The organism is Microbacterium wangyouchuni (assembly GCF_054072595.1).
The window spans coordinates 173,135-190,070 of sequence record NZ_JBSVRM010000004.1 but is presented as its reverse complement, the minus strand read 5'-3'; the positions used below and the strand labels follow the sequence as shown (position 1 = coordinate 190,070).

Sequence of the window (16,936 nt, the reverse complement as noted above, 5' to 3'; positions counted from 1 at the left end):
GTCTCCTACGAATTTACTTCTGGGCGGCTTCGAACAGCGCGAGCACATCGGCTGAGTCATCGGTGATGGTGAGGGTCACGACCGGACGACCGTGCTCGGCGAGCACAGCGGCATCGCCGGCAGCCTGTGCCTGGATGAGCTGGCCGAAAGTGAACGGGCGTTCGGGAATCTCAAGGTCGACGTCAGTGCGCTCCAAGATCTGCAGGAAAACACCCTGGGCCGGGCCGCCCTTGTGGTACTGACCCGTCGAGTGCAAGAAGCGCGGACCCCACCCGAATGTCGTCGGGCGGCCCGAATCGGCCGCGACAAGTTCGCGAAGGCCCTGCAGCTGCGTCAGCTCCAGGCGATTGACATATGCCTGAATCGAGACATAACCGTCCTCGGGCAGCTGCGCCCACAGGGCATCCAACACGGCCTCGATATTGCCGGAGACAGCAAGAGCAGCATCCGAGACACGCACCTCGATGCCGTTCTCCACGAACGCCGGCGCAGTCGGCTCGGGACGAGCATCCAGCAGGCCGCGGGCTGCGACCTTGGCGGATTCGACATCCGGCTGGTCGAAGGGATTGATGCCGAGAAGGTAGCCCGCGATCACGGTGGCGTACTCCCAGACCAGCAGATTCGCGCCGAGCGTGCCGCTGACGAGGATCTCGCCCTGGTGACGTTCGCGCAGGTGGAATTCGTTGGCGTCGTCGACAATGCGTACGATCTGCAGATCCGACGGCACCTCGTCGACCTCGGGCGAAACCGGAAGCAGGACGACCGGAAGGATGCCAGTGCCTTCCTTGCCGGTCGACTCGGCGATCAGCTGCTCGATCCAATCCGGTAGCCCCACGATGTGCGTGCCATCGGTGATCAGCCCGAGCTTGTCACGACGCGGGTTCGTGGCGGCGATCGCAGCGCCCAGACGCAGCGCCGGGTTGTCAGCCTGATCGACCGCGACCTGCAGCAGCGTGGCTTCTGCCTCGTCGAGAAGCTCGGCGATGTCGACACCGGCAAGTCCCGACGGAACCAGGCCGAAGGCGGTGAGCGCCGAGTAGCGCCCACCGACGTTGGGATCGGCGTTGAAGACCCGGTATCCGTCGGCGCGCGCGGCAGCATCCAGCGGCGAACCGGGGTCGGTCACGATCACGATGCGCTCGGTGGGGTCGATGCCCATGTCGCGGAATGCGGCCTCGAAGGTTCGCTTCTGCGAATCGGTCTCGACAGTGGACCCGGACTTCGACGACACGACGAGCGCCGTGTGCTCCAACCCCTCATCAAGAGCGGCCAGAACCTGTCCAGGAGCGGTCGAGTCGAGAATCGTGAGCGGGACGCCCGCGGTCTGACTGATGACCTCAGGCGCCAGAGACGACCCACCCATACCGGCGAGAACCACGCGATTCACACCCAGGGCGCGCAACTGATCCCGCAACGCGATGATCTCAGGAACCAACGGTCGCGAGACCGAAACCGCTTCGACCCAGCCCAGGCGCTTGGATGCTTCTTCCTCAGCGGCTTCGCCCCACAGTGTGGAATCGAAACCGGTGATGCGCGAAGCGATGAGATCGCCCACCAGCTGTGGGACGACCTCTTCGATCGCTGCCTTCGCGGCGCCCGAGGCGTGGATCGAGAACGTCATCGCTGCGCCTCAAGCCCTTCTGCGACCTGGGTGAGCAGGTCGTGCCAAGAGTCAATGAACTTCGTCACGCCTTCGTCTTCCAACAACTGGGTGACGTCGGTGAAGTCGATGCCGACCTCGGCGAGCCCGGCGAAGACCGCACGCGCCTCTTCGTAACCGCCAGTGATGGTGTCACCGGTGATGACGCCGTGGTCGAAGGTCGCCTCGAGAGTCTTCTCAGGCATCGTGTTGACGACGCCGGGGGCGACGAGCTCGGTGACGTACAGGGTGTCGGGCAGTGCCGGGTCCTTGACACCGGTCGAGGCCCAGAGTGGACGCTGCAGGTTTGCACCGGCATCCACAAGTGCCTTCGCACGGTCGGCGGCGAACGTCTGCTCAAACAGCTCGTAGGCGAGCCGCGCGTTGGCGAGGCCGGCCTTGCTCTTGAGTGCTTCCGCAGCGGCGGTGCCGATGACGGTGAGGCGCTTGTCGGTCTCGGTGTCCACGCGCGAGACGAAGAACGATGCAACCGAGTGGATCGTGGCGAGATCGATGCCGGCAGCCTTCGCGGTCTCCAGGCCTGTCAGGTAGGCGTCAATGACCTCGGCGTAGCGCTCGAGGCTGAAGATCAGCGTGACATTGACGCTGATGCCAGCGCCGATCGCCTGCGCGATTGCGGGAAGCCCGGCCTTGGTGGCAGGAATCTTCACCAGCAGGTTCGGGCGGTCGACCTTCTCCCACAGCTGTTTGGCCTGTGCCACGGTGCCGTCTGTGTCGTGTGCGAGGTCGGGGGAGACCTCGATCGAGACACGGCCGTCGACGTGGCCGGACTTCTCCCACACCGGACGGAATACGTCCAGAGCGGCGGCGACGTCCTGCGTGGTGGCCGCGAACACGGCGTCTTCAGCGGTGGCACCGGAGCCGGCCAGCTCGGTGACCTGAGCGTCGTAGGAGGTGTCGTTCTTGTCGGTGATCGCGTTTGCGAAGATCGTCGGGTTAGTGGTCACACCGACGATGTTGCGCGATTCGATCAGCTCCGCGAGGTTGCCGGAGTTGATGCGGGTGCGAGAGAGGTCGTCGAGCCAGATGCTGACGCCGGCGGCTGCGAGATCTGCGGTGGGGGTGCTCATGCGTTCTCCTTGATGCTTTCGCGCGCCGCCTCGACGACGGCCTCGGCGGTGATGCCGAACTTCTGGAACAGGGTCTTGTAATCGGCGGATGCACCAAAGTGGTCGATCGCGACGGAACGACCCTTGTCACCCACGATGCCGCGCCACGTCAGCGCGGATCCGGCCTCAACCGAAACACGCGCTGTGACGGCGGCGGGGAGCACGGACTCGCGGTACGCGGCATCCTGCTCGTCGAACCATTCCAATGACGGAGCGGAGACGACGCGGGCGTTGATTCCTTCGCCGGCAAGTGTTTCGCGAGCGGCAACAGCGAGCTGAACCTCAGAGCCGGTTGCGATCAGGATGACGTCCGGCGTGCCGTTGGGTGCTTCGGCGAGCACGTAGGCACCCTTGGCGGCGTTGGCAGCCGATGCGAAGACCTCGCCGGATGCTTCGCCATCACCGCGCTCGAACACCGGAATGTTCTGACGGGTGAGTGCGAGGCCAGCGGGGGAGCCGTGGCGGCGCAGTAGTTCGAGCCAGGCGGCCGAGGTCTCGTTCGCATCCGCGGGGCGCACGACGGTGAAGTTGGGGATCGCACGCAGTGCTGCGAGCTGCTCGACCGGCTGGTGGGTCGGGCCGTCTTCGCCGAGGGCGACAGAGTCGTGCGTCCACACGAAGATGCTCGGGATGTTCATCAGCGCAGCCAGACGCACAGCCGGGCGCATGTAGTCGCTGAAGATCAGGAAGGTGCCGCCGAAGGCCCGGGTCGGGCCGTGCAGCACGATGCCGTTGATGATCGCGCCCATCGCGTGCTCGCGGATGCCGAAGTGCAGCACGCGGCCGTACGGGTTGCCGGACCATTCATGGGTCGACCACTCCGCGGGGATGAAGGAGGCGGCGTTCTTGATCGTGGTGAGGTTTGACTCGGCAAGGTCGGCGGAGCCGCCCCACAGCTCAGGCAGCTCAGCAGCCAGCGCGTTGATCACCTGGCCGGATGCTGCGCGAGTGGAGACCTCCTTGCCCGCTTCGAACACCGGCAGTGCGGAGTCGATGTCGGCGGGAAGCTCCTTCGCCTCCAGGCGGTCGAGCAGCGCCTTGCGCCCGGGGTTTGCGGCGGCCCAGGCATCGAACGACTTCTGCCAGGCAGCGCGTTCCTCGGCGGCGCGATCAGCCAGAGCCCGGGTGTGTTCGAGCACGTCGTCGGCGACGACGAAGCTCTGCTCGGGGTCGAAGTCGAGAACCTTCTTGGTCGCGGCGAGCTCGTCGGCGCCGAGAGCAGAGCCGTGGATCTTTCCGCTGTTCTGCTTTCCGGGCGAGGGCCAGCCGATGATCGTCTTGAGGATGATGAGCGACGGCTTAGTCGTTTCGCCCTTCGCTACCTCGATCGCAGCGTGAAGCTCGGCGACATCTTCGATGTACTCGCCGGTCTTCTTCCAATCGACCGTCTGCACGTGCCATCCGTAGGCCGCATAGCGGGCGGCGACATCTTCGGTGAAGGCGATGTTGGTGTCGTCCTCGATCGAGATCTGGTTCGAGTCGTAGATCGCGATCAAGTTGCCGAGCTGCTGGTGGCCGGCGAGCGAGCCAGCTTCGCTGGTGACGCCCTCCTGCAGGTCGCCGTCACCGGCGATCGTGTAGATGAAGTGGTCGAACGGGCTGGTGCCAGCGGCGGCTTCCGGGTCGAACAGGCCGCGCTCGTAGCGGGCAGCGTAGGCGAAGCCGACAGCGGATGCGAGCCCCTGACCGAGCGGTCCGGTGGTGATCTCGACGCCCTTGGTGTGGCCGTACTCGGGGTGCCCCGGAGTCTTCGAGCCCCACGTGCGCAGCGACTTGAGGTCGTCGAGTTCGAGACCGAAACCACCGAGGTAGAGCTGTACGTACTGCGTGAGGGAGGAGTGACCGACCGAAAGGATGAAACGGTCGCGACCGAGCCAATCGGTGTCGGTCGGGTCGTGGCGCAGGACACGCTGGTAGAGGAGGTACGCCGCGGGAGCGAGACTCATCGCCGTACCAGGGTGACCGTTGCCGACCTTCTCCACGGCATCCGCCGCAAGGATTCGGGCGGTATCTACCGCGCGTCGATCGATCTCAGCCCACTGGAGTTCTGTCACGGTCATACCCTTTCCAACAACTACGAGGGCGCCCGAATTCCTTCAGCGCGTCCGCATCGTCACGGACAGGTGCACAGCGCCGGGCGCGCGAGTGGTTTTCAGCATAGCGCTGTGAGCGCAACCGCGAAATGCGCTTTACGTCGCGAGTCGTTCAGTTTGCTTGCCCTAGAATGAGAGGGTTGTCGTTGGTGTGCGCTGAGGAGGCGATCGTTATCTCGACCATGTCGCAGACGACGGCGGTGAACCGCTCGTTCGGTCGGACTATCAAGGCATATGTCGCGTTGACGAAACCGCGTGTTCTCGAGCTTCTTCTCGTTTCCACCGTTCCGGTCATGATCCTTGCCGAGGGCGGTATGCCGAACCTCTGGCTCGTGCTGGCCACCGTCATCGGCGGATCGCTGAGCGCGGGCTCTGCCGCGTCCTTCAACATGTACATCGACCGTGACATGGACGCGCATATGCGCCGTACCGAGAACCGGCCGATCATCACTGGCGAAGTGTCACCACGAGCAGCCCTGATCTTCTCGTGGGTGCTCGCCGTGGTATCGACTGGCTGGCTCGCGCTGACCACCAACTGGCTGACGACAGCCTTGTCGGTAGGTGCGATCTTCTTCTATGTCGTGATCTACACGCTGATCCTCAAACGCCGCACCGAGCAGAACATCATCTGGGGCGGTATTGCGGGATGTTTCCCGGTCGTCATCGGCTGGTCAGCTGTCACCGGTGAAGTCGCGTGGCCAGCGATCATCCTGTTCGCACTCATCTTCCTGTGGACCCCGGCGCACTACTGGCCGCTGTCGATGAAGTACCGCGATGACTACGTCGACGCGGATGTTCCGATGCTCGGTGTTACGCGCAACGCCTCGCAGGTGGGCCTGCAGGTGATCCTGTACGCCTGGGCGACGCTGGCATGTTCGCTGCTGCTTATCCCGGTTGCGAACATGGGGCTGGTCTATTCGGTCTCGGCAGTCGTCTTCGGCGGCTGGTTCGTGTACGAGTCGCACCGGCTGTACAGCCAGGCGGTTCGGGGGGCGAACCCGCGTCCGATGCGCGTTTTCCACGCATCGATCAGCTACCTGACGCTGCTCTTCCTCGCTGTAGCGGTTGACCCGCTGCTGCCGTTCTGATCCCACGCCTGAATACCGCCTGCGAGTGGCCATTTGTGGCGCACTTTTTCCCAAAAAGTGAGCCACGGGCGCCCACTGCTTTTCTGACAGTTGTGTCTCGGGACCTGCCTGACAGTTCTCGTGGTCTTGCACGATCCGGGGCTGGCTATGACGCTTCTCGCGCCGTAGCGGTTGACCCGCTGCTGCCGTTCTGACCCCACGCCTGAATGCCACCTGCGAGTGGCCATTTGTGGCGCACTTTTTCCCCAAAAGTGAGCCACGGGCGCCCACTCGCAAGAGGGATGCGGGGGCGCGGGGCGCGGGCGGATCAGGGGGCGGGGCGCTTGAGGCGCAGCACCACGACGGTGTACGCGGCGGCGGAGAGCGCGGCCAAAACCATGTGGATGCCGACGAGGAGTCCGGGGAGGCCATCGCGGGACTGCCACACTCCGACTGCCACCTGCACCAGAACAGCGAGGACGAGCACCAGGAGCCACCGGCGCGGCCGAAGCCGCTGCACCCAGGCGAACACTGTCAGCACCGTCAGCAGCGCCGCGAGGATGTAGCCGGGCCAGGAGTGAATGTGTGCGAGCACCGTGGCGTCGAAGCCGTCACGGATGACGTTCACATCGCCCGAGTGCGGCCCGGACCCCGTGGTGAGCACACCGAAGAAGATCGTCGCGGCCAGAGCCAGACCGGTGACGTGCGTCACGATCGCGAACCAGACGGGCACGGCGCGCTCGCGCGGACCGGGAGCGGCATCCAGGCGAACCAGGAATGCCGCGGTCGCGCACACCAGCAGCAGCGATGACACGTAATGGAACCCGACGATCGAGGGGTTCAATCCGGTGAGCACGGTGATGCCGCCGACGAAAGCCTGCGCGACAACACCGATCAGGACGATCCACGCCAGCGCGGAGAGATCGCGGCGCATCGGCGTCGTTCGAAGGGAATGCACCCCTGCGATGATCGTCACCAGCAGTAGGCCCAGGGAGAAGAACGGGAAGCCGGGAAGTCCGAGTGCCGAAGTGATCGCGAAGCATACGACGCCGACGACGATGCCGCCGCCCGCAAACCAGAGCGCCGCGCTGACGGGGCGGCGTCCACCGACCGAGTGCAGCACCAGCAGTAGCACGGCGATAGCGAGGAGCCCGACCAAGCCGGTCATCGTGCGGTTGCCGAACTCGATGATGCCGTGGATGCCCTGTTCCGGTGTCGGAACGAGCGACTCCGGTGTGCACAGCGGCCATTCCGAGCATCCGAGTCCCGATCCGGTCAGTCGAACAGCGCCGCCGGTGCCGATGATGATCACCTCGGCCAGGAACGACAACCACGCCAGAACGCGCAACGGTCGACCGATCATGGCGGATCCGCCAACGCGTTCGGGGGAGTCGGTGAGTTCTGCGGTTTCGGGCATGCGTCCTCCGGCCCGTTCCTGGCGCTGGGCACGGCCCGTTTGTCAGGGGGAACCTGTAGAATCGGATTGTTGCGATGCATGCGCTCAGCGCAAGGTGCATCACCAACAGTTTAGGCGCGAAGAATGCGTCCGTGATGAGGCCCACCAGCGGCTCCCACCCCGTATCATCTGCGGGGCTATGGCGTGCCGGGGCGGATGACACCGTTTGGGTCCAACAAGGAGAGTGTGTGATGTCGGATGTGCTGATCGACCGCCCAGAACTCGATGGTCTGGGGGTGTACGAGTTCGGCTGGCACGATGAAGACGCCGCTGGCGCCATCGCCAAGCGTGGTCTTTCTGAAGATGTTGTCCGCGGTATCTCGGGGCTCAAAAAAGAACCCGAATGGATGCTGAAGACCCGTCTGAAGGCTCTGCAGCTCTTCGGACGCAAGCCGATGCCGACCTGGGGCGCAGACCTCAGCGATATCGACTTCGACAACATCAAGTACTTCGTCCGCTCCACAGAGAAGCAGGCGCAGTCGTGGGAAGAACTCCCGGCTGAGATTCGTGAAACCTACGAGCGTCTGGGAATCCCGGAGGCCGAGCGTCAGCGTCTTGTCGCCGGCGTCGCCGCCCAGTACGAGTCCGAGGTCGTCTACCACCAGATCCGCGAGGATCTGGAGGAGCAGGGCGTCATCTTCATGGACACGGACACTGCGCTGCGTGAGCACCCCGAATTCTTCGAAGAATACTTCGGCAGCGTCATTCCCTCTGGCGACAACAAGTTCGCCGCCCTCAACACGGCCGTCTGGTCGGGTGGTTCATTCGTCTACGTCCCCAAGGGCGTCCACGTCGAGATCCCCCTGCAGGCGTACTTCCGCATCAACACCGAGAACATGGGTCAGTTTGAGCGGACGCTGATCATCGCCGATGAGGACAGTTACGTTCACTACATCGAAGGCTGCACCGCCCCGATCTACAAGTCGGACTCGTTGCACTCGGCCGTCGTCGAGATCATCGTGAAGAAGAACGCACGCGTTCGCTACACGACGATCCAGAACTGGTCGAACAACGTTTACAACCTCGTCACCAAGCGCGCTGTCGCTCACGAGGGCGCAACTATGGAATGGGTCGACGGCAACATCGGCTCCAAGGTGACGATGAAGTACCCGTCGATCTACCTGATGGGCGAGCATGCCAAGGGCGAGACGCTCTCCGTTGCTTTCGCAGGTCCCGGTCAGCATCAGGATGCTGGCGCCAAGATGATCCACATGGCTCCGTACACGCAGTCATCGATCGTCTCGAAGTCGATCGCCCGTGGCGGCGGACGCACGGGCTATCGCGGAGAAGTCCGTGTTGATCCAGCCGCGCACCACTCGTCGAACTCGGTCATCTGCGACGCACTGCTCGTTGACACCCAGTCTCGATCGGACACCTATCCGTCAATCGACATTCGTGTCGATGACGTGAAACTCGGCCACGAGGCCACCGTCTCGAAAGTCAGCGAAGAGCAGCTGTTCTACCTGATGAGCCGTGGCATGGAAGAGACCGAAGCGATGTCGATGATCGTCCGCGGCTTCATCGAGCCGATCGCACGCGAACTTCCGATGGAGTACGCAATGGAGTTGAACAAGCTCATTGAAATGGGCATGGAAGGATCGGTCGGCTAAATGGCGGCCTCTACGACAGCGCCCACCTCGGCGCAGCAGACGAACGCGCACATCGACCCGGCAGCCCAGGTGGCAGATGCTGGATTCGTTCCCGTGCAGACCCGATCCGAACGACCGCGCTCATTCGAGCCCGCCGACTTCGGAACTCCGACCGGCCGCGAGGTCAACTGGAAGCACACACCGGTTGCTCGTCTGAGCGGCCTGTTCACTCCGGCTGAATCAAATGACGGTGTCACCTACGAGATCACCAGCGGCGAGCAGTACATTGCCGACACGCTGGCCGCAGGTACAGCGCCGCGTGGCGAGTTCTTCGTTCCGGAAGACATCGTGGCAGCTGTGGCCTGGCAGGGAAGCGTCGACGGCATGCACGTGCGCATCCCGCGCAATGAAGAGGTCGCTGAACCGATCCTTGTCACGGTGACGGGCCAGGGCGCTGACAAGCGTGCCGACGCTCACATCGTGATCGAGGCGCAGGAGAACAGCGCGGCAACAGTTATTCTGCGTCACCAGGGATCTGCCCAGTACGCGCAGAACATCGAGATCATTGCTCGGGCAGGATCGCGCCTCACCGTCGTCTCCGTCCAGCGCTGGGATGACGATGCCATCCACGCCGCGTCACATCAGACGCGCGTCGACAAGGACGCACAGCTGAGGCACTTCATCGTCAGCTTCGGCGGCGGAATCGTGCGCGTGAACCCGAACCTGGAGCTGGCCGGTACCGGTTCCGAAGGCAAGATGTACGGCCTGACATTTGCAGATGCCGGACAGCACCTGGAAAGCCAGGTCTACATGCACCACAAGGGCGCTCACACCACCGGCGACGTGCTCTACAAGGGCGCGCTCCAGGGTGAGAGTGCGCGCAGCGTGTGGATTGGCGATGTTCTCATCGGACGCGATGCCACTGGCACCAGCTCCTACGAGGCGAACCGCAACCTGGTGCTCACCGCGGGCGCACGCGCCGACTCGATTCCGAACCTCGAGATCGAGACCGGTGACATCCTCGGCGCCGGCCACGCCAGCGCTACAGGACGTTTCGACGACGAGCAGCTGTTCTATCTGCAGACTCGCGGCATCTCTGAAGAAGAGGCTCGCCGTCTGGTGGTGCTCGGCTTCCTCACCGACATCGTGCTGCGCCTCGGCATCCCGTCGCTGGAAAGTGAACTGCTCGCGGCGATCGATACCGAACTCGCCGGAGTCAACGTATGAGCGCTCAGCGCGCCTGCGGCATCACCGATCTTGAGCAGGACACTCCGCTGCGCGTTGAGCTCGATGGTGTCCCGATGGCGATCGTTCTCGACTCCGCCGGTGAGATCCATGCGATCGGTGACACCTGCACCCATGGCGAGATCTCGCTGTCCGAGGGGTTTGTTGAAGGCGACACGCTGGAATGCTGGGCCCATGGCTCCGCCTTCTCGCTGCGTACCGGCATCCCCCAGAATCTCCCCGCTTATGAGCCCGTTCCGGTCTACGTCGTTGAAATCAACGGCGATGACGTGCTCATTGATCCGACCGTGACGAAGGAAGTCTGAAATGTCTGTTCTTGAGATCCGCGACCTGCACGTGACGGTCGAGACCGAGGCGGGGACGACCCCGATCCTCAACGGCATCAACCTCACCATGAAGACCGGTGAGACGCACGCCATCATGGGCCCGAACGGCTCAGGCAAGTCCACACTGGCGTACACGATCGCCGGTCACCCGAAGTACACCGTCGCCAGCGGCTCGATCACCTTCGACGGTGACGATGTTCTCGAGATGAGCGTTGACGAGCGTGCGCGCGCCGGTCTCTTCCTCGCGATGCAGTACCCGGTGGAGATCCCCGGTGTGACGGTCACGAACTTCTTGCGCACCGCAAAGACCGCGCTCGACGGTGAAGCTCCCGCGATCCGCTCGTGGACCAAGGACGTCAAGTCCGCGATGACCAACCTGCGCATGGACCCGAAGTTCGCGCAGCGCAACGTCAACGAAGGCTTCTCCGGTGGCGAGAAGAAGCGTCACGAGATTCTTCAGCTCGAGGTTCTCAAGCCGAAGTTCGCCGTGCTCGACGAGACCGATTCTGGTCTCGATGTCGACGCGCTGAAGATCGTGTCGGAGGGCGTGAACCGCGCGAAGGAGTCCACCGGACTCGGCGTGCTTCTGATCACGCACTACACCCGCATTCTGCGCTACATCCGTCCGGACTTCGTGCACGTGATCGTCGGCGGAAAGATCGTCGAAGAGGGCGGGCCTGAACTGGCTGATCGCCTTGAGGAAGAAGGCTACGACCGCTTCTTCGACCCTGCTGCGCCGATCGAAGCGTAGGCTGAGGTCATGACCGCGACGCTTGCCCCAGAGAAGTTCGACGAGGTCACCGAGGCTCTGAAGGACGTCATGGACCCGGAGCTCGGGATCAACGTCGTCGACCTCGGCCTCATCTATGACCTGAGCTGGGATGACGAGAACGATGCTCTCGTCATCCACATGACACTGACGAGCGCTGGCTGCCCGCTGACCGATGTGCTCGAAGAGCAGACGGCAGAGGCGCTGGACTCCGTCGTTGACCGCTTCCGCATCAACTGGGTGTGGATGCCGCCGTGGGGTCCGGAGAAGATCACCGATGACGGACGCGACATGATGCGGGCGCTCGGCTTCGCTATCTGACATGGAACGGCTCCGCGCTCTTTCGCTGGATGCTCTTCGCGAGCGCACCAGCGAGAAGTGGCGGGAGTACCCCGCCGATGTGCTGCCGCTGTTCGTAGCCGAAACGGATTTCGCTCTGGCGCCCGAGATCACTCGGGTGCTTGAGCGTGCCATTTCGATCGGCGACACCGGTTACGTGGCTTCACGCACCCCACTTGCCGAGGCATACACCGAATTCGCGCACCGTCGTTTCGGCTGGGCTCCGGATGCTGCACGCATGCGTTCTACTGCCGATGTGAGCATGGGCATCGTCGAGATTCTGCGGCGCGTCACATCGCCGGGCGAGCGTGTCATCGTCACGACGCCCGTGTATCCGCCATTCTTTGACCTCGTCGAAGAGGCCGGCGCCATCGTCGAACGTGTTCCGCTGCGAGACACGGGAACAGGGTGGGAGCTCGACCTCGACGGCATCCGGGCGGCACTGGAAGCCGGCGCCCGAGCGGTGCTGTTGTGCAATCCACACAATCCGACCGGCACCGTGCACTCGGCGGCATCTTTGACGGCGCTTGCTGAGCTTGCCGCCGCGCACGGCGCTGCGGTGGTGTCCGACGAGATCCATGCGCCCCTCGTGCAACCGAATACCGGGTTCCGTCCCTTCCTGTCGATATCGGATGATGCTCGCGCGGTCGGCTACGCCGTCGTCAGTGCGAGCAAGGCATTCAACCTCGCCGGTCTCAAGTGCGCGCTCATGGTGACAGCCTCTGACAACACCACTCGAGTCCTGCGGTCGCTGCCCATCGAAGTCGAGTGGCGCACCGGCCAGTTCGGGATGCTCGCCGCCGTCGCCGCATTCGCGGAAGAGAGCGACGTGTGGCTCGACAGTCTTCTGGTCACCCTTGATGAGAACCGACGGTTGGTGGCAGATCTGCTCGCCCAGCATCTCCCGGCCGCGCGCTATCGCCTGCCGGATGCCGGATACCTCGCCTGGATCGACCTTGCCGGTCTCGGCTGGGGTGACAACCCATCGAAGCGGATCCTTCGGGAGGCGAGGGTCGCGCTGCACTTCGGTCCGGCGTTCGGAGCCGAGGGGGCCGGTCACGTCCGGCTGAACTTCGGTACGAGTCCCGAGATCATCACCGAGGCCATCACTCGTATCGCCGCTCTCGACGTCAGCTGACCGCAACGCGTGCGCTGTCTGCTCGAGCGAGTCGCAGCGACAGAACGAGTATCAGCACGGCGCTGCAGGCAGTGAGCAGACTGGTACCGAACACGAGCAGCATCACGACCGCGGTCGCACCGGTGAGGATCGCGACGGACAGACGGCGAAGTGACTCTGTGGCTGCGGGTGCCCGCTGAGCCTCGATCCGCGCGAAGATCATCGCGATCGTGGTGGTGCAGGCAAGCGCTGTGGCCAGCCACAGCGGGCGGCCAATCCACCATTCGATGCTGTTCAGCTCAGGAAGGGCGATCCCGATCGACATCGCGTACAGGGCGGTCGCGCCGGCCATCGCCAGCAGTACAGGCATATGCCAGAGGTAGATCGTCATCGTGCGAGGGGTGACGAATCGCGTGAAAGCGGCAACGCGCGGGCGCCGGCTGAACTGTGCGATTTGGTCTCGGAACAGCGACAGGGCGGCAGTGTGTGCGACTCCGACGAGCAGCAATGCCGCGGTCGGTGGGTTGATGTTCGCGATGAGGTCGGGGGAGTAGATTCCGCAGACAAAGGTGAGAATCAGTGCGGTGGCGGCGGCGATGCCCGCCAGCATCCTGTGTCGTCTGCTCATCGCGTCGATGCTCCCGTCGGCGAGGAAGAAACCGAGTTGCTGCAGTGTCATCCATACGAACGCGAGGTTAATGAAACCGAGCCCATCCAACCCCGTCAGCGAACGCATGACGTCGACCGTCACGGCCGCTGCTGCGAGAGCGCCGATGGTGAGCAGGGGAGCGCGGCGGTGGGCCCCAGCCAGCGCCGGCAGCAGCGCCTGGCAGATCAGGAAGACTCCGAGGAACCACAGGGGCTGCCCATATCTGAACCCGGCAACGGCAATGAGATCGGCCGGGACGCCGGCGACGGTGAGCATGGCAAGAGCGACGCCGACGATCCCGATCGCGAAGGTGGCGGGCAGTAGCAAGCGATGGATTCGAGCTGCGATGAATTCTGCTGGGGTGCCACCTCTTTCGCGCACGCGCCGGTAGGCGAGCAGGCCCGAGAACCCCGCGATGACGAAGAACAGCGGCATGACCTGGAGGATCCAGCTCAGCGGAGCGATCCATGCCGTGCCGTCGCTGGCATTCTCGAACACGGGACCGGATGCCGTCACCGTCACCCCGACCATCATCGAGTGCAGCAGCACGACGCCCAGTACGCAGAGGGCGCGGATGAAGTCGATTCCCGGGTCGCGGGTAGTGAAGTGTCGGGCGGTCGGTGCGCTGCGCTGGGGTGCCTCGGCGATGGCCATGGGGTTCCTCCTCGGTGACTGTTCGAGGAGACTATGGAGTCGCTGTGTAGCCGCACATCACCCGGAGGTGTCGAGTGACCCCCTACCCAGGTGGCAGAGGCGTCAGGCGGGTTCGACCAAGCCGGTGTCGTAGGCGAATATCACGGCTTGAACGCGGTCGCGTGCGCCGACCTTGGCCAGTACCTTGCCGACATGCGTCTTGACGGTCTGCTCCGCAATGAAAAGCGCGGATGCGATCTCGCTGTTCGAATTTCCCTGACCGAGGAGAATCAACACCTCGCGCTCGCGCTCGGTGAGTTCGCTGAGCAGATGGGCGGATGCCGTGGTGCGTGGCTTCTGCGCGGCAAATTGCGCGATCATGCGACGCGTCACGCTCGGCGACAGCAGCGCGTCACCTGCGGCGATCACGCGCACGGCGTGGACGAGCTCTTCTGGCAGGGCGTCCTTCAGGAGAAACCCACTGGCGCCAGCCTGAAGCGCGTCGTACACGTAGTCGTCGATGTCGAAAGTGGTCAGCATCAAGATGCGCGGTACCTTCGCCGCGGGATAACCGTCACCGAGGATGCGTCTGGTCGCTTCAATACCGTCGAGTTTCGGCATCCGCACGTCCATCAAGATCACGTCCGGGTCCACGCGGGTGCTGACCGCAACTGCTTCTGCGCCGTCGGCGGCTTGGCCGGTGACGGTGATGCCGTCGTGGGCATCCAGCAGGGCAGCGAATCCGGCGCGGACCATCGCCTGGTCGTCGGCGATGAGTACTTCGATCGTCACAGATTGCCTTCCGCGGGAGGGGAGAGGGGGTTCTTCGGCACGCGTGCGGCGACTGTCCAGCCGCCGTCAGCATCATCGCCTGCCTGGATGCTCCCGCCGAGTAGCGTCGCACGCTCGGTCATACCGCGCAAACCATGGCCGCCGGGATGCCCCATCGTCACGGTGGCGGTCTGGCTCGCCGCCGGGTCGCCGGCCTGAGGAGAGTGAACATTATGGACGATCAGCACGATGTCAGAATCGTCATCTGTCACGGTCACGGAAATTGCGGTGCCGGGCGCGTGGCGCACAGCATTGCTCAGTGATTCCTGGACGATGCGGTAGACGGCGAGCCCGGTCGAAGCGCTCACATCTTCGCCGGCCGTGTGGTGGATCAGTGAGACGGCGGCACCGGCGCGCCTGGTGGCATCCACAAGCGCGGCGATGTCATCGATTCCCCGTTGCGGGGCGAGGTCGGCAGCGTGGTCTTCCATGCGCAGTACGCCCAGGATCCTGCGCATCTCGGAGAGCGATTCACGGGCCGAGGCGGCGATGGATTCGAATTCGGCGGCGCTGGAGGGTGCGAGATCGGGAACACGGTAACGCGCGGTGGATGCCTGCACCTGAATCAGAGAAAGGCTGTGGGCCACGACGTCGTGCAGTTCTCGTGCGATCCGTGTGCGCTCTTCAACGAGTTCGCGCCGGGACTGTTCCTGCGCGGTAAGTGCGCGTTCGCGCGTGAGTTCGTCCCCCAGCCGCAGGCGGCCGACGAGCAGGAAGGAGAGCAGGTAGACACCGGTCAGGATTGAGGTGGTGACGATGAGCGAGTTACCGCTCGGGATTGCCGGGAGCATCACCGACGCGATCACTCCGGCAACGGCACCGACGATCAGCTGAATGAGTCCATATCGCCACCCGTGGCGGAACGTGACGCTGGCGACCATGATCGCGAAGGCGATGAGCAGAGGAACCGACCAGGGCCACGGGGCTGCCACGACCATCTGGCGGGAGACCATAAGTGGAATCAGCACGGCCGATGCCGTGAAGCCGATCATCGCGACTCGAGGGTAACGGAGCGAGACGAGCGGAGCGGCCACGGCGATCGCGCCCAGCAGCATCGTCATAGCAACCGGACTGCCGTAGAAGGTGACGTGCACCGGAACCAGCACGCTGTACAGCGCAACAGCGGCCGTCGTCAGAATCACGATGAGGGCGGTGTGCCGGTTGCGCGGCCACGGCCACCGGCGCTGTGCGGCGGGTTGCGGCGCAGCGCGCTTCTTCGACCTCATGGAAGTCATCCTTGCACCTGCGCAGGCTGCGACTCGTGCATCTCGATCTCAGCCGGGGTCGGGGCATCCGTATCCGCGCTTTCGCGGCGCCGACGTCGTAGGGCGATGATGCGATCGATGATCACGCCGAGGAGGAGAGCGAACGCGACACCGAAGACGGCACTCAGGAGTGGCTGCTCTTTCAGCCAGTGCCCGGCCAGGAGCCCGATGCCCGCGCTGTATGCGGCCCAGGTGATGCCGCCGAGGATGCTGAAGGGCAGGAAGCGCCGCCACGGGTAGCTCAGCGCGCCGGCTGACATATTCACGGCCACGCGTCCGACCGGGATGTAACGGGCACCGAGGATGAGGCCGGCGCCGTTGCGTCGGAGTGTGCGCTGTGCGCGTTCGAAGGCGGCGGCGACGCGAGGACGGCGCATCCAGGCGAATCGGGTGGTTCCGATTGTGCGGCCGATTGCATACGCCAGGTTGTCTCCAATCATCGCGCCGATAGCGGCGACGCCGATCAAGAGGGGCAGATTCGTTTCACCGGTGGATGTCGCAACCGCAGCGGCTGCGACCAGCACCGTCTCGCTCGGGATCGGAGGGAAGAAGCCGTCGAGCACGGCCGTGGCGAACATAACAAGATAGAGCCACGGGGATGCGGCAGCCTGCATGATGAGGTCGTTGATGATGTCCACCCGTAGAACCTATGGTTTGCGCTGCTACGACCACATCACCCTGAGGTATCGAACGCGTCATACTTCAGAGGGGTCTTTGCATCGGGGGCTGTCGGCGTCTTACCAGCGCGGGAGACCTATACTGGGAGGCTGGCCCATCGGCCAAATTCC

At 64.0% G+C, this 16,936-nt stretch carries 15 protein-coding genes; 7 read left to right on the top strand and 8 right to left on the bottom strand.

What is annotated here, in order from left to right; all coding sequences use genetic code 11:
• Window positions 1-13: 13 nt before the first annotated feature.
• From ACW5CM_RS08235 to tkt, 3 genes are read right to left on the bottom strand one after another with little or no spacing between them, the layout of a single operon-like run.
• A complete protein-coding gene (locus ACW5CM_RS08235; protein WP_457124736.1) occupies window positions 14-1,621 on the bottom strand; it encodes a glucose-6-phosphate isomerase in 1,608 nt (535 codons plus the stop codon).
• The gene (gene tal / locus ACW5CM_RS08230) at window positions 1,618-2,730 is read right to left on the bottom strand and encodes a transaldolase (RefSeq protein ID WP_457124735.1); all 1,113 of its coding nucleotides are present in this window, start codon (window positions 2,728-2,730) and stop codon (window positions 1,618-1,620) included. The genes ACW5CM_RS08235 and tal overlap by 4 nt, the downstream gene beginning before the upstream one ends.
• On the bottom strand, window positions 2,727-4,829 hold the full coding sequence (gene tkt, locus ACW5CM_RS08225; RefSeq protein ID WP_457124734.1) for a transketolase: 2,103 nt from the start codon (window positions 4,827-4,829) through the stop codon (window positions 2,727-2,729). Before tkt ends, tal begins: the two co-directional genes overlap by 4 nt.
• 200 nt (window positions 4,830-5,029) lie before the next feature.
• Here tkt and ACW5CM_RS08220 point away from each other — a divergent pair, with 200 nt between their 5' ends.
• Complete coding sequence (locus tag ACW5CM_RS08220) at window positions 5,030-5,950, top strand: heme o synthase (RefSeq protein ID WP_457124853.1); 921 nt, start codon at window positions 5,030-5,032, stop codon at window positions 5,948-5,950.
• A 307-nt stretch (window positions 5,951-6,257) separates the two neighbouring features.
• On the opposite strand, the gene ACW5CM_RS08215 is transcribed toward ACW5CM_RS08220, so the two are convergent.
• Entirely contained in the window at window positions 6,258-7,292 is a 1,035-nt protein-coding gene (locus tag ACW5CM_RS08215; RefSeq protein WP_457124852.1) for a COX15/CtaA family protein, read from the bottom strand.
• Window positions 7,293-7,576: 284 nt separating this feature from the next.
• Here ACW5CM_RS08215 and sufB point away from each other — a divergent pair, with 284 nt between their 5' ends.
• Genes sufB through ACW5CM_RS08185 form a run of 6 tightly spaced genes read left to right on the top strand, consistent with a single transcriptional unit; the run spans window position 7,577 to window position 12,791 of the window.
• Entirely contained in the window at window positions 7,577-8,995 is a 1,419-nt protein-coding gene (gene sufB / locus ACW5CM_RS08210) for a Fe-S cluster assembly protein SufB (protein WP_438255891.1), read from the top strand.
• Window positions 8,996-10,201, top strand: a complete 1,206-nt coding sequence (sufD, locus tag ACW5CM_RS08205; protein ID WP_438255890.1) for a Fe-S cluster assembly protein SufD — start codon at window positions 8,996-8,998, stop codon at window positions 10,199-10,201.
• On the top strand, window positions 10,198-10,524 hold the full coding sequence (locus tag ACW5CM_RS08200) for a non-heme iron oxygenase ferredoxin subunit (RefSeq protein WP_438255889.1): 327 nt from the start codon (window positions 10,198-10,200) through the stop codon (window positions 10,522-10,524). The genes sufD and ACW5CM_RS08200 overlap by 4 nt, the downstream gene beginning before the upstream one ends.
• A 1-nt stretch (window position 10,525) precedes the next feature.
• Window positions 10,526-11,296 (top strand): Fe-S cluster assembly ATPase SufC, encoded by a 771-nt coding sequence (sufC, locus tag ACW5CM_RS08195; protein WP_438255888.1) that lies wholly within the window; start codon window positions 10,526-10,528, stop codon window positions 11,294-11,296.
• A gap of 9 nt (window positions 11,297-11,305) precedes the next feature.
• Entirely contained in the window at window positions 11,306-11,635 is a 330-nt protein-coding gene (locus ACW5CM_RS08190) for a metal-sulfur cluster assembly factor (RefSeq protein WP_438255887.1), read from the top strand.
• Between the two features lies 1 nt (window position 11,636).
• Window positions 11,637-12,791 (top strand): MalY/PatB family protein, encoded by a 1,155-nt coding sequence (locus tag ACW5CM_RS08185; RefSeq protein ID WP_457124733.1) that lies wholly within the window; start codon window positions 11,637-11,639, stop codon window positions 12,789-12,791.
• Here ACW5CM_RS08185 and ACW5CM_RS08180 read toward each other — a convergent pair.
• From ACW5CM_RS08180 to ACW5CM_RS08165, 4 genes are all read right to left on the bottom strand, one after another.
• Window positions 12,784-14,073, bottom strand: a complete 1,290-nt coding sequence (locus tag ACW5CM_RS08180) for an acyltransferase family protein (RefSeq protein WP_457124732.1) — start codon at window positions 14,071-14,073, stop codon at window positions 12,784-12,786. The two genes, ACW5CM_RS08185 and ACW5CM_RS08180, sit on opposite strands and share 8 nt — an antisense overlap.
• 102 nt (window positions 14,074-14,175) lie before the next feature.
• A complete protein-coding gene (locus ACW5CM_RS08175; protein WP_439254365.1) occupies window positions 14,176-14,844 on the bottom strand; it encodes a response regulator in 669 nt (222 codons plus the stop codon).
• Complete coding sequence (locus ACW5CM_RS08170; RefSeq protein WP_457124731.1) at window positions 14,841-16,109, bottom strand: sensor histidine kinase; 1,269 nt, start codon at window positions 16,107-16,109, stop codon at window positions 14,841-14,843. Before ACW5CM_RS08170 ends, ACW5CM_RS08175 begins: the two co-directional genes overlap by 4 nt.
• Window positions 16,110-16,114: 5 nt before the next feature.
• Window positions 16,115-16,786 (bottom strand): DedA family protein, encoded by a 672-nt coding sequence (locus ACW5CM_RS08165; protein WP_457124730.1) that lies wholly within the window; start codon window positions 16,784-16,786, stop codon window positions 16,115-16,117.
• Window positions 16,787-16,936 lie beyond the last annotated feature (150 nt).